Origin of the sequence: Mesorhizobium sp. LjNodule214, assembly GCF_964252735.1 — a bacterium.
Classification (GTDB): Bacteria; Pseudomonadota; Alphaproteobacteria; order Rhizobiales; family Rhizobiaceae; genus Mesorhizobium.
On the sequence record NZ_CAXUPE020000001.1, the window covers coordinates 217,771 to 229,493 of the forward strand.

The 11,723-nt window shown below is 64.7% G+C and carries 10 protein-coding genes; 4 read left to right on the forward strand and 6 right to left on the reverse strand.

The genetic code is table 11. The features are described from left to right. The first annotated feature begins 72 nt into the window (after nt 1–72). Both ACSQ3Z_RS01025 and ACSQ3Z_RS01030 read left to right on the forward strand, forming a co-directional pair. Entirely contained in the window at nt 73–870 is a 798-nt protein-coding gene (locus tag ACSQ3Z_RS01025; RefSeq protein ID WP_436169559.1) for an N-formylglutamate amidohydrolase, read from the forward strand. Between the two features lie 13 nt (nt 871–883). Continuing rightward, the gene (locus tag ACSQ3Z_RS01030) at nt 884–1,192 is read left to right on the forward strand and encodes a DUF1244 domain-containing protein (protein ID WP_436169560.1); all 309 of its coding nucleotides are present in this window, start codon (nt 884–886) and stop codon (nt 1,190–1,192) included. A gap of 43 nt (nt 1,193–1,235) precedes the next feature. Here the strand turns inward: ACSQ3Z_RS01030 and ACSQ3Z_RS01035 are convergent, their stop codons facing one another. Further along, on the reverse strand, nt 1,236–1,829 hold the full coding sequence (locus ACSQ3Z_RS01035; RefSeq protein WP_436169561.1) for a hypothetical protein: 594 nt from the start codon (nt 1,827–1,829) through the stop codon (nt 1,236–1,238). Between the two features lie 275 nt (nt 1,830–2,104). Between ACSQ3Z_RS01035 and ACSQ3Z_RS01040 the strand changes: the two genes are divergently transcribed. Next, nucleotides 2,105–3,286, forward strand: a complete 1,182-nt coding sequence (locus tag ACSQ3Z_RS01040; protein WP_436169562.1) for an MFS transporter — start codon at nt 2,105–2,107, stop codon at nt 3,284–3,286. On the opposite strand, the gene ACSQ3Z_RS01045 is transcribed toward ACSQ3Z_RS01040, so the two are convergent. After that, nucleotides 3,244–4,158: a LysR family transcriptional regulator gene (locus ACSQ3Z_RS01045; protein ID WP_436169563.1), complete on the reverse strand. Its 915-nt coding sequence runs from the start codon at nt 4,156–4,158 to the stop codon at nt 3,244–3,246. The two genes, ACSQ3Z_RS01040 and ACSQ3Z_RS01045, sit on opposite strands and share 43 nt — an antisense overlap. A 95-nt stretch (nt 4,159–4,253) precedes the next feature. Between ACSQ3Z_RS01045 and ACSQ3Z_RS01050 the strand changes: the two genes are divergently transcribed. Further along, entirely contained in the window at nt 4,254–5,219 is a 966-nt protein-coding gene (locus tag ACSQ3Z_RS01050; protein WP_436169564.1) for an SDR family oxidoreductase, read from the forward strand. 67 nt (nt 5,220–5,286) lie between these two features. On the opposite strand, the gene ACSQ3Z_RS01055 is transcribed toward ACSQ3Z_RS01050, so the two are convergent. The 4 genes from ACSQ3Z_RS01055 to ACSQ3Z_RS01070 form a co-directional block, all read right to left on the reverse strand. Continuing rightward, complete coding sequence (locus tag ACSQ3Z_RS01055; protein WP_006203743.1) at nt 5,287–5,445, reverse strand: DUF3309 family protein; 159 nt, start codon at nt 5,443–5,445, stop codon at nt 5,287–5,289. 97 nt (nt 5,446–5,542) lie between these two features. Continuing rightward, entirely contained in the window at nt 5,543–8,719 is a 3,177-nt protein-coding gene (locus ACSQ3Z_RS01060; RefSeq protein WP_436169565.1) for an efflux RND transporter permease subunit, read from the reverse strand. Nucleotides 8,720–8,793: 74 nt separating this feature from the next. After that, nucleotides 8,794–9,975, reverse strand: coding sequence for an efflux RND transporter periplasmic adaptor subunit (locus ACSQ3Z_RS01065; protein ID WP_436169566.1), 1,182 nt, complete (start codon nt 9,973–9,975; stop codon nt 8,794–8,796). Between the two features lie 309 nt (nt 9,976–10,284). Continuing rightward, entirely contained in the window at nt 10,285–11,706 is a 1,422-nt protein-coding gene (locus ACSQ3Z_RS01070) for a coniferyl aldehyde dehydrogenase (RefSeq protein WP_436169567.1), read from the reverse strand. Between the last annotated feature and the right edge of the window lie 17 nt (nt 11,707–11,723).

Here is an 11,723-nt window from a genome sequence, read left to right on the forward strand (position 1 = left end):
GCGCCTGCGTCCTCTTCGTGGAATGACGATACCACCCTCCCCGGAAGCCAGCGACCAGACCATTTTCAGACAATGACCCGATCCACAGTTTTCGCGCCGTTCGATATCGTCGAAGGCGACCGCAGGCGAGGCATCGTGCTTCTTGGCGATCACGCCCGCCGCGAACTGCCGGAAGAGTATGGCAGCCTCGGCCTGCCGGCTAAGGAGTTCGACCGCCACATCGCCTACGATATCGGCGTCGAGACGGTGACGCGCGAGCTGGCGGCAATGCTCGGCGTGCCGGCGGTACTGGCCAATTTTTCGCGGCTCCTGATCGACCCCAATCGCGGCGAGGACGACCCGACGCTGGTCCGCCAGCTCTATGACGGCACCATCGTGCCGGGAAATTACCCCATGGCGCCGGAAGAGCGGGAGAGACGGCTCGACAGTTTTTACCGGCCCTATCACGATGCCGTCGGCGCCATGATCGCTTCGGTGGCGCAGGCGTCCGCGAAGGCGCCCTTCATCTTCTCCGTGCACTCCTTCACGCCGGCCATGCAAGGCATAGAGCGCCCATGGCATGTCGGCATCCTGTGGGACCGGGACGACCGGGTGGCGCGACCGCTGATCGACATGCTGGCGGCCGACAGGAGCCTCGAGGTCGGCGACAACGAACCCTATGACGGCGCGCTTCGCGGCGACACCATGTTCCGGCACGCCATCGTCAACGGCTTTGCCCATGCGCTGATCGAGATCCGCCAGGACCTGATCGCCGACGGCAAGGACGCAATGCAATGGGCCGAAAGGCTGGCCCCGATCGTTGACGCGATCGACCGCCGTCCCGATATACATCAGGTGAAAATGTTCGGCTCGCGCACCGGGCCGCTGTGACGGAGAGCCGACAATGACCGAACTCAGCGACGAGCAGAGACGCGATTTCGAGGCCGCCGCCTTTCGCCGGCTGGTGGCGCATCTGCGCGAACGCGGCGACGTGCAGAACATCGACCTGATGAACCTCGCCGGCTTCTGCCGCAACTGCCTGTCCAACTGGTACCGCGAAGCCGCCGAGGCCGAGGGCGTTGCCCTGTCGAAGGACCAATCGCGGGAGATTATCTACGGCATGCCCTATGCCGAATGGCAGGCGCGGCACCAGACCGAGGCCTCCGATGCCAAGAAGGCGGAATTCGAGGCAAGGCGACCGAGGGACCACTAAGGTCAAACCCAATCACGCTGGGGCGGCCGGGTTCGGAGCTGCACTAACCGGCTCGGCCCAGCGCTATGGCCGAGCCCGTGAACGGCAGCACCAGATCATAGCCTGTCGGTGGCGGCACGATCGGCGTGGCCGCGGAGGTGCCGAACTGGGTCACGCCCTCGCCAAGATGGTGTGCGAGATCGTGGCGCCCACCGCCGAATTCGAACGCATTGCTGGCGACCAGGCGCGCCGAGAACACGTTGGTGCCGATCAGCGACTCCATCGTCGTACTGGCGGAAACGGCGACTGTCGTGCCCACCACCAGGCTGGTGCGGCGGAAGGTGGCGATGCATTCGCCTTGCCCGAACGAAGTCGGGTCGTCGAAGGTGCCCGCCGGCCGGCGTTGCAGGTAAAGCGAAAACTCGCCCACCGGATCGAGCCCCAGCGACAGCGCACCATTGTCGACCCCCTGGGCCTTGAACGGCCTGGCGGCGAAGGTGAAGTGCGCGGTCGTCTCGGCGCGCTTGCCGTCGAACAGCGGCACGTCGAGGAACGGCAGATGCAAGAAATATCCGTAGTCGGCCAGCTCGCCGCTCTTGGCGCGGTAGAAGCGGCCGGTGGCGTACCAGGCGAGTTCGGCGGGAAGCAGAGCGGTCATGCGGGGGTCCTGTGGCGTCTCGCAAGGGATACAGCGACTGTGTCGCGTTCCGGCACGCACGGAAAGGGCCAAACGGGTCATTTCGAGCCGATCGGCTTCCGCATCCCATGCGCCGGTCTGGATCGCCGAGATGGTTCGCCGACACCAGGCGACATAAGGCGCGTGACGGCGCCTCATGTCCGTTTGGCCTAAACACTTTCGGCCGGCAGCGCTTGACTGGGAATTGAATCGATCTAATTTGCCGCGCAAAGCCATTTTGTACCGGATTCTAGTCTATGGACGCGCAAAGCCTCATGCAGGCTGCCATTCGCGGGCGGTGGGCCGTGGCCGGCATCTTCCTCGCCAACGGCTTCCTGACCGGCAGCTGGGCGCCGCAGATTCCGGTGTTCCTCACCCGCCTCGACATCTCGAAGTTCACGCTCGGCCTGCTGATCCTGCTGTTTGGCGCCGGAGCGGTGACCGCCATGACCTGGTGCGGCCATCTCATCTCCAGGCACGGTTCGCGCAACGTGCTGCGCTGGTTCGGCCTGTGCGGCAGTCTCGGCCTGCTGGTCGTGGCACTGGCCCCCAACGTTCCTCTGGCGGCCATCGCCATGTTCATCTTCGGCGGGTCGATCGGCGGCATGGACGTCGCCATGAACGCCAATGCGGTGGCGGTGGAAAGAAGGCTTTCCCGCGCCATCATGTCATCGTCGCACGGTTTCTGGAGCCTCGGCGGTTTCGCCGGCGGCGCGCTCGGCGGCTTCGCCATACAAAACTACGGCCATCTTCCCCACGCGACAGTGGTGACGGTGCTGGCCTTCGCTGTGGTCGCTGTGGCCGTCGGCTACCTCATCGTCGAGGACAAGCCGCAGGTGGCCGAGCACCAGAAGTTCTCGTTGCCCCCAAATCCGCTGGTCTATCTGGTCGGACTGATGGCGCTGCTGACCATGATCTCCGAGGGCGCAGTGCTCGACTGGGCGGCGCTCTACCTGCAACAGGAACTCGGCGCCGACCTTGCCATCGCCGGCCTCGCCTACGCCGCCTTTTCCGGCGTCATGGCCGTCATGCGCTTCCTTGGCGACGGCGTGCGCAATCGCTTCGGCGCGGTGGCGACGCTGCGCGGCTCGGCGCTTGTTGCCGCCGCCGGCATGCTGGTCGCCGGCCTGTCGCCCTCGCCCTGGCTCGCCATCGCCGCCTTTGCCTTTTGCGGCTTCGGCATCGCCAACATGGTGCCGATCATCTTCTCGGCTGGCGGCAACCAGGAAGGCATGTCATCCGGCACCGGCATGAGCGTCGTCACCACGATGGGTTACTCAGGCATTCTGGTGGCGCCGTCGGCGATCGGTTTCGTCGCCGAGCATTCAAGCTTCGGACCGATTTTCGTCGCGCTGTCAGGACTGCTCGTCATTGTGCTCTTGATGGCGGGACTTGCTCACCGCGCCGAATTCGCGCCCGAGCCGGCGCCGGCCGAATAGCGCTTCAGTTCCTCGTAGAGGAAATCCGCGACGCGGCGGATGCGCACGCTGCTGCGCACATCGCGGTGCATGGCCAACCACACCGGCAGCACCGGCAGTGTCAGCTCCGGCAGTACCGTCTCCACCAACGGATCTCGGTCGATCAACGGCCCCTGGCCGAAGCCAATGCCGTTTCCCGCCCGCACCGCCTCCCACAGCACGATCTGGTTGTCGGTCCTGAAGCGAAAGGCATTGCGCGTCAGCGAGATGCCGAACTGGGTAAAACCGCGAATGATCTCGTCGCTGCGGTCGAAGCCGATCAGGTCATGCCCGACAAGATCGCCGGGCTCGAGCGGCCAGCCCCGCCGCTCGAGATAGGATGATGCCGCGCAGAGGCAGAGCGGAATATCGGTGACCTTGCGCGCCACCAGTTCGTTCTGCGCCGGCTTCACCATGCGGATGGCAATATCGGCATCGCGGCGCAACAGGTTCTCGACCTGGTTCGAGGCGACGATCTCGACCTCGATGCCGGGTTCCTCGACACCGAGCCGCGCCGTCATCTCCGGCAGCACATAGGCCGCCACCACTTCGCTGGCGGCGATGCGCACCGTGCCCTCGATCGCCTCGACCGATCCCAGCGCCAGCAGCGAAAAGGCGCTCGCCTGCTCGCTCACCGCCCGGCCGCGTTCGTAGAGCGTGCTGCCGGCCTCCGTCAGTGCGTAGCCGCGTCGCCCGCGCCGGAACAGCGTCACCCCGAGTGCCTGCTCCACTTCCGCGATGTGGCGGCCAAGCGTCGGCTGACTCGCCGCCAGCTTTCGCGCGGCAGCAGACAGGCTGCCGGTTTCCGCCACGGTGACGAAACTCTTGATCAGGTTCCAGTCGATGTCAGTCATTCAAAATTGAATATCAGATTGCCAATCTCAGTCAATTTCCATTCGTTTGCAAAAGCCACACATTGGGGTCCTCAACGCAAACACGGAGACGAGAAATGACTGAGATCGCCATCCTCGGCGCCAATGGCCGGCTCGGCCGCGTGGTCGCCAAGGCCTTCATCGACGCCGGCTACGACGTCCGCACCGTCACCCGCAGCGGCAAGGTGCCGGCGGAACTCAAGGGCGCCACGGCGGTTGCCGGCGACGCGCTTGACCGCGAGGCCCTGATCCGCGCCACGCAAGGCGTCGACATCATCTTCAATGGCCTCAACCCGATCTACACCGACTGGGGCAAGTGCCTGCCGATGGCCGAAAACGTCATGGCCGCCTGCCGGGCGAATGGCGCCCTGCACCTTGCTCCGGGCAATGTCTACAATTTCGGCTCGCCCATCCCGGCGGTGATCACCGAAGACACGCCGTTCCACCCGACGACCGAAAAGGGCCGCATCCGCATCGCCATGGAGGAGCTGTTTCGCCGTGAGGCCGACGCCGGACGTGTCCGCACCATCCTGCTCAGGGGTGGTGATTTCTTCGGTGGCACCGGCAGCGGCTCCTGGTTCGACCTGATCGTCGCCGCCAAGATGAACAAGGGCGTCTATACCGCGCCCGGGCCGGTCGATCTCGTGCATGAGTGGGCCTATTTGCCGGATATGGCCACGGCCTTCGTCGGCCTGGTGGAGAACCTCGACAAGCTCGGGTCTTACGAGGCGCTGAACTTTCCGGGACATGCCGTCACCGATCTGGAGATCAAGGCGGCTGCCGAGAAAGCACTCGGACGCACGCTCAAGCTGACGACGATGCCCTGGTGGGTGTTGCGCGCCGGCAGCCCGTTCGTGGCGATGTGGCGCGAGATCGTCTCGATGTCCTATCTGCGTTTCGAGCCGCATCGGCTGGCTTCCACGCGCTTGGAAGGCATCATCGGGCCGGTCCCGCATACGCCGCTGGAGACGGCCGTTGCGGATGCCCTGAACGACATCGGCATTGCGACCATTGCCGCAACGGACAGCCGGAAGGCTGCCTGATCCAACCGGAAGAGCAACGCAGCGGCCGCCCGATGGGCCTCCGCTACCAGCTTGCCCGGGTCTCGGCTCAGATCCTGCCCATCAAGAGCAGGATCAGCAGCACCACCAGCAGGACGCCGACGATGCCCGACGGGCCATAGCCCCAGGCCCGCGAATGCGGCCATGCCGGCACCGCGCCGATCAAAATGAGGATCAGGATGATGATGAGAAGGGTGCTGATGGTCATGAGAGATCTCCCGCCTTGAAATGCCGATATGATGGGTCAATGCAAAAAGCCGCCCGTTGTTCCCGGGCGGCCTTTTAGGTCGGCTCATCAAATGCAGCTATTCGGCGGCCTTCGGGAAGGCGATTGCCGGCTCGGCGCCCAGGTCTGGTCCTGCCCCCTCAACCGAAACTTCGACCTTGCCGCGCCGGAACAGGCGGCTGAACCAGCCGCGCCGCGCGCCGGGCTTGACCTTGGCCCGGGTGAACACCATCAGCATCGACGGCGTCACCACCAGCGTCAGGATGGTGGCGAAGGACAGGCCGAAGACGATCGCCGACGACAGCGAAATCCACCATTGCGTCGACGGCGCGTTGATCGTCGTCTCGTGATGGAAGATTTCGAGGCCGAGGCCGAAGGCGATCGGCAGCACGCCGAGGATCGCCGACACCGCCGTCAACACCACCGGGCGGGCGCGTTCGCGGCAGGTCTGCAGAACCGCCTCCATCTTGTCCCAGCCCTCTTCGCGCAGCCGGTCATAGGTGTCGATCAGCACGATGTTGTTGTTCACCACCACGCCGGCCAGCGCGATGACGCCGATGCCCGACATGACGATGCCGAACGCCTCGCCCGTCAGCAGCAATCCGAGGAACACACCGATCGTCGCCATGACCACGCAGGACAGCACCAGCCAGACGCTGGTGAACTTGTTGAACTGCGCCAGCAGCACGAGGAAGATCAGGAAGATCGCCGCACCAAAGGCCTTGCTGAGGAAGGCGCTGGCCTCCGCGCTATCCTCGTTCGAGCCGGCGAGCTTCCAGCGTATGCCGCTGCCGAGATCCATGTCGGTGACGGCCTGGGTGACCTCCTGCTGGACGGCCGCGACCTGGGCGCCGGCGGCGACGTTGGCCTGGACGACCACCGTACGCGCACCGTCGATGCGGTTGAGCACACCGACCGTCGGTTCCGGCTTGCGGACGACGAAGTTCGAGATCGGCACCGCCCCTTGCGAGGTCTGCACCCTGAGCTCGTCGAGCGTCGACAGCGTGCGCCGGTCTTCCGGCAGGCGCAGCCGGATGTCGACGGCGTCATCGGCGCCCGCGGGCCGGTATTCCGAGAGCTTCAGCCCGTTGGTCACCAGCTGCACCACGGTGCCGACCGAGGTCGGGCTGATGCCGTACTGTGCCGCCTTGGCGCGGTCGACCTCGAGCGCCCAGTCGACGCCGGGTGGCGGCAGGCCGTCGGAAATGTCGATGACGCTGGGCACCTTGGCGATGCGCGCCGCCACGGCGCGCGCCTTGTCGTCGAGACCGGCCGGATCGGCGGCCGAAAGCCTGATCTGGATCGGCTTGCCGGTCGGCGGGCCGGCCTCGGGCACACGCACCTCGACATCGACGCCGGGAATGCCGGCCATGACGCCGCGCAGATCGTTCAGGATGTCGTTCGCCGATTTGCGCTCGCGCCAGTCGACGAACTCGTACTGGATCACGCCGACCACATCCTCCGGGATGTCCTGGCCACCGCCTTGCGTCTTGCCGACGCGGGTGTAGACCGACTTCACCCCCGGCCAGCCGAGCAGCCGGTTCTCCGCCTCCTTGGTCGCGGCATCCATTTCGGCAAGCGAAAGATTGCCGCGCGCGTGCACATAGAGCAGGCCGTAATCGGGCTCGACATTGGGGAAGAACTCGACGCCGGCGCCGAACTTCGAATAGGCGAAGCCAACACCGAACAACAGGGCGACGGTCAGCACGAGCACGGTGATGGGGAAGCGCACCGCCTGCTTGACCACGGCCATGTACCAGCCGTCGCGGTTGTCGTCCTCGTGATGTTTCGGCGCCTTGGCGAAGATCGCGCCCAGTGTTGGCGCGAAGACCAGCGCATAGAGCATCGAGGCCGACAGCGTGACGATCAGCGTGATCGGCATGTATTTCATGAAATCGCCGATGATGCCGGGCCAGAACAGCAGCGGCGAGAACGCGGCGATGCGCGTCATCGTCGCCGCGATGACCGGACCTGCCATGCGCCTTGCGGCAAGCGCGAACGCCTCTTCCTTCGGCATGCCTTCGCTCATCCGCCGTTCGGCGAATTCGGTGACGATGATGGCGTCGTCGACCAGCATGCCGACCGCCAGGATGAGGCTGAACAGCACGATCATGTTGATCGTGTAGCCCATCATGGCGAGCAGCAGGATGCCGATCAGGAAGGACGATGGAATGGCCAATCCGATCAGCAGCGAGGCGCGGCCGGACAGCGCGTAGAGAATGACGATGAACACCAGGATGACGGCGATCATGACGTGGTTCTGCAGGTCGCCGAGCAGCTGGTTGACGAAGACCGATTTGTCCTGCGTGTAGGTGACGTGCATGCCTTCCGGCATCGACTTGATGAAGGAGTCGGACACCGCCCGGACATTGGTCAGCGTGTCGATCAGGTTGGCGCCGATGCGCTTCTTCACCTCGATGGCGATCGCCGGCTTGCCGTCGAGCCGGGTCACCGTCTCGGCATCCTTGAAGGTAGAGCGGATGGTGGCGATGTCCTTCGCCTGGACGACCGCATCGGGCGTGGCGACCACCGGCAGATTGGCGACGTCTTCCGGCGTCTCGATCAGCGACGGCACCTTGACGGCGTATTTGCCTTCCGAGCCTTCGATGTTGCCGGCGGCAACAAGGCTGTTGGAGGCGATGACGCCTTGCATCATCTGGTCGAGCTGCAGCCCATAGGAGGACAGTTTCATTGGATCGATGACCACTTCGACCAGATCGTCGCGCGCGCCCTGCAGCGAGCCTTCGAGCACGCCCGGCACTTCCTCGATGCGATCGCGCAATTCGCGCGCCGCTGCCGTCAGCACGCGCTCCGGCACTTCGCCCGACAGCGTCACCACCAGCACCGGGAATTCGGAAACGTTGACCTCGGTGACCGTCGGCTCCTCGGCCGCTTGCGGCAGGTCGGCCTTGCCATCCTGCACCTTGCTGCGCGTATCCTGCAGCGCCGTCGCCAGGTTCGTCTGCGGCTGGAACTCGACCAGCACGTAGCCGCCGCCCTGGAAGGCGGCCGAGCGCATCTCCTTGAGCCCCTTCAGGCTCTTCAGCTTGCTCTCCATCGGCCGCAGCAGCAGGCGCTCCGAGTCCTCCGGCGAGATGCCCTGATAGATCAGGCTGACATACATCATCGGAATCGGAACGTCGGGCTCCGCTTCCTTCGGCGTCGACTGATAGGCGACCCAGCCGGCGAGCAGGAGGAAGACCAGGACCGAAATGGTCAGCCGGGCGTTGTGGATTGCGAGTCTTACGATATCCATGACTTAGGCCTGCTGTTGCTTTCGGGAGCTGCGCGGCAGCGTGTCGTCACCGGGGTGGAGCACCGGCGGTCACACTATTGGGTGCCGGCTGTCGCCTCGCCGATCAGCTTGTTGATTGTCGCCTGGTCGGCCTCGACCGGTTTGACCAAATCGCCTTCCTTCACCAGCTCCTGGCCGGCGACGATGATGCGCGCATCGTCTGGAATGCCGCCGAGCACCAGGCCGTTTGGCGTGTCGTCCACCAGGTCGATCGGGAAGAACGCGACCTTGCTGTCCTTGCCGACGGCGCGGATGCCGAGATCGCCCTTGTCGCCGAGCGTCACCACCGACCGCGGCAGCATGATCGCGTCGGTCGGCTGCGCGCTGAGCGCGATTTCCGCCGTCATGCCGGCCGGAATGCTGCCGTCCGCATTGGGGATCGCCACCTCGACGCGGAAAGTTCGGGTCTGCGACGAGGCATCGCGGCTGATGTAGCGCACCGTGCCGGTGACCTTCTGGTCATTGACCAGGCGCACATTGGCCTCGTCGCCGATCTTGATGTAGCGCAGGTCGCGCTCGCTGACCTCGCCACGGGCAATGATCGGATCGAGCTTGAGAATGGTCGCCACCTCGCCGCCCTGCATGACCGAGCTGCCAAGCTCCACCGGCACCCGGTCGATGACGCCGTCGAACGGCGCCTTGACCTCGTTGCGGTCGAGTTCGGCCTGCGCCGTCTCCAGCAAGGATTGCGCCGCCGTCAGGTTCGAGCGTGCCGTGTCGAGCAGCAGCTTGGGCAGGTTGCCGGTCTTCATCAGCCGCAGCGCCGCATCCAGTTCGGCCTGACGCTGCACCAGAAGCTGCTTGGCATTGTCGACGTTGGAGATCTTCTCTTCGGCGGCGAGCATCAGCACCAGATCGCCGGTCTTGACGCGCTGTCCCTGCTTGACCGGCAATTTGTCGATGACGCCGGCGACGCGTGTCGCCAGCACCGCGCGCTTGTCGGCCTCGGTCAATCCGGAAATGCGGATCGCGCGGGCATAGGTTTTGCGCGGCGGCGTCACCACCGCGACGGTGCGCGGCGCGGCCTTGGGCTGCTCGGCCTCGGCGGCCTTCGGCTTGTCGGTGCCCGCCGCCTTGGGCTGATCGGCTTCGCCGGCCTTGGGCTTGTTGTCAGGGGCAGCGCTGCCGACGGACGAGAACGCGCCTGTTCCCATCCAGACTGCGAATCCGATAAGCACGACAATTGCTGCAAGCTTATGAAACCTGATTTTCGGCATGTCGTTTTTTCCACTGCGGGGTCGGGCCAGGCCGCGTCTTCGAAACACGGGCGCGTCGCCGATATGGGTGCGCGCAAGGCCATGTTCAATTTGCCGTGAACGGCGAAGCGCGCTTCTACCTCAAAGTTGCATCGCAAAACAGTCAGAAAGTTTGATGGATCGTTGCGCCACCGGACAGTGTATGCCCGCCATTCTCCAGCTCTTGGCCGCCTGGCCGCCCGCCTTAACTGGGTCGGGACGTTCTGTGGCAGCAGGTGTCAGGATGATGCGAAACCTCTCATGCATTCGAGGAAACAGAGGGCAAATCTATCAGGTGATGAGCCTCAGCAGGCGGAAAAGCCGCTCGAACGTCTTGCCGTAGGGTGGGCGCAGAAGGGCGCCCGCGCTCAGCTTGGACTGGAGGAAAATCGGCTTTTCCTTGCTGAAGGTCCGAAAACCCCATTCGCCATGGTAGGCACCCATGCCGCTGGCGCCGACGCCACCGAATGGCTGGCGTTCCTGCACCAGGTGCAGCATGCAGTCGTTGACCGTCACGCCGCCGGCAATGGTTTCCTGCATCACCCGTTGGCGATTGCCGCTGTCGCGGCCGAACCAGTAGAGCGCCAGCGGACGTTCCGCCCGGTTCACGTGCTCGATCGCGTCATCGACCTTGGCGTATTCGATGATCGGCAGCACCGGCCCGAAAATCTCTTCGCGCATCAGCCGCAGATCCTCGCCCGCGTTCCTGACCAGCGTAGGCAGCATCTTGCGATCGGTGACGCCGAGTTTTTCGCCTGCCGGATTGACCTCCATGACATCGGCACCACTCTCACGCGCCTCGGCGACCATGTCGCTGAGGCGCCGATGGTGCCGCTCGCTGACGATTGCCGTATAGTCGGGATTGTCGCGCAGGCTCGGATAGAGCCGCGCCATCGCGGCCGCAAACTTCGTTGCAATCATCTCCGACTGCCCTTGCGGAACCAGCAGATAGTCCGGAGCGATGCAGGTCTGGCCTGCGTTCAAAAGCTTGCTGTAGGCGACGCTGGACACGGCTGCGTCGAGGTCGCATGACGCATCGAAGATAGCTGGCGACTTGCCACCAAGTTCGAGCGTCACTGGCGTAAGGTTCGCTGCCGCGGCCATCGCCACCTGGCGGCCGATCGCAGTCGAGCCAGTGAACAGCAAATGATCGAAGGGCACTGACACAAAGGCTTTTCCGACCTCGGCGTCGCCGACAACGACACTCATCTCGTCAGGCGCAAAATGCTCGCCGACCAGACGTTCGAGCAGGGCGGAAAATTTCGGTGTCAGTTCGGAGGGCTTGATCAGAACGCGGTTGCCGGCCGCCAGCGCAGCAGTGGCCGGCGCGATGGCAAGCTGGAAAGGATAGTTCCAGGGCGACACGATCCCGACCACACCGACCGGCTGGGGCAGAAGACGGTTGCGCCCCGGCAGGAACGGCAGGCTGGTGGCGACGCGGCGCTCCCGCATCCATCCCCGCAAATGCGCAAGCGCATGCCTTATCCCCGCGCCGACGACGAACAGCTCGGCAAGGCGTGTCTCGTGGGCAGACCGCGCGCTGAAATCGGAGTCGATGGCGGAGCATATCTCGGCCTCATGCTGCTCGGTGAGCGCCAGCAGACGCTTGAGACGATCCTTGCGGACATCAAGGCTTGGGAAAGGCTCTTTCTCGAATGCACCACGCTGCAATGCGAACTGTGCGCCGAGGGCATCCTGTCTGGTCTGCAGCATCGCAACCTCCCGTTTAC

What these genes read in the sequence shown, in the direction of transcription:
- ACSQ3Z_RS01055 (WP_006203743.1), bottom strand. Translation starts at nt 5,445, where the DNA reads ATGACCATCAGCACCCTTCTCATCATCATCCTGATCCTCATTTTGATC.
- ACSQ3Z_RS01030 (WP_436169560.1), top strand. Translation starts at nt 884, where the DNA reads ATGACCGAACTCAGCGACGAGCAGAGACGCGATTTCGAGGCCGCCGCC.
- ACSQ3Z_RS01045 (WP_436169563.1), bottom strand. Translation starts at nt 4,158, where the DNA reads ATGACTGACATCGACTGGAACCTGATCAAGAGTTTCGTCACCGTGGCG.
- ACSQ3Z_RS01035 (WP_436169561.1), bottom strand. Translation starts at nt 1,829, where the DNA reads ATGACCGCTCTGCTTCCCGCCGAACTCGCCTGGTACGCCACCGGCCGC.
- ACSQ3Z_RS01050 (WP_436169564.1), top strand. Translation starts at nt 4,254, where the DNA reads ATGACTGAGATCGCCATCCTCGGCGCCAATGGCCGGCTCGGCCGCGTG.
- ACSQ3Z_RS01040 (WP_436169562.1), top strand. Translation starts at nt 2,105, where the DNA reads ATGGACGCGCAAAGCCTCATGCAGGCTGCCATTCGCGGGCGGTGGGCC.
- ACSQ3Z_RS01065 (WP_436169566.1), bottom strand. Translation starts at nt 9,975, where the DNA reads ATGCCGAAAATCAGGTTTCATAAGCTTGCAGCAATTGTCGTGCTTATC.
- ACSQ3Z_RS01025 (WP_436169559.1), top strand. Translation starts at nt 73, where the DNA reads ATGACCCGATCCACAGTTTTCGCGCCGTTCGATATCGTCGAAGGCGAC.
- ACSQ3Z_RS01060 (WP_436169565.1), bottom strand. Translation starts at nt 8,719, where the DNA reads ATGGATATCGTAAGACTCGCAATCCACAACGCCCGGCTGACCATTTCG.
- ACSQ3Z_RS01070 (WP_436169567.1), bottom strand. Translation starts at nt 11,706, where the DNA reads ATGCTGCAGACCAGACAGGATGCCCTCGGCGCACAGTTCGCATTGCAG.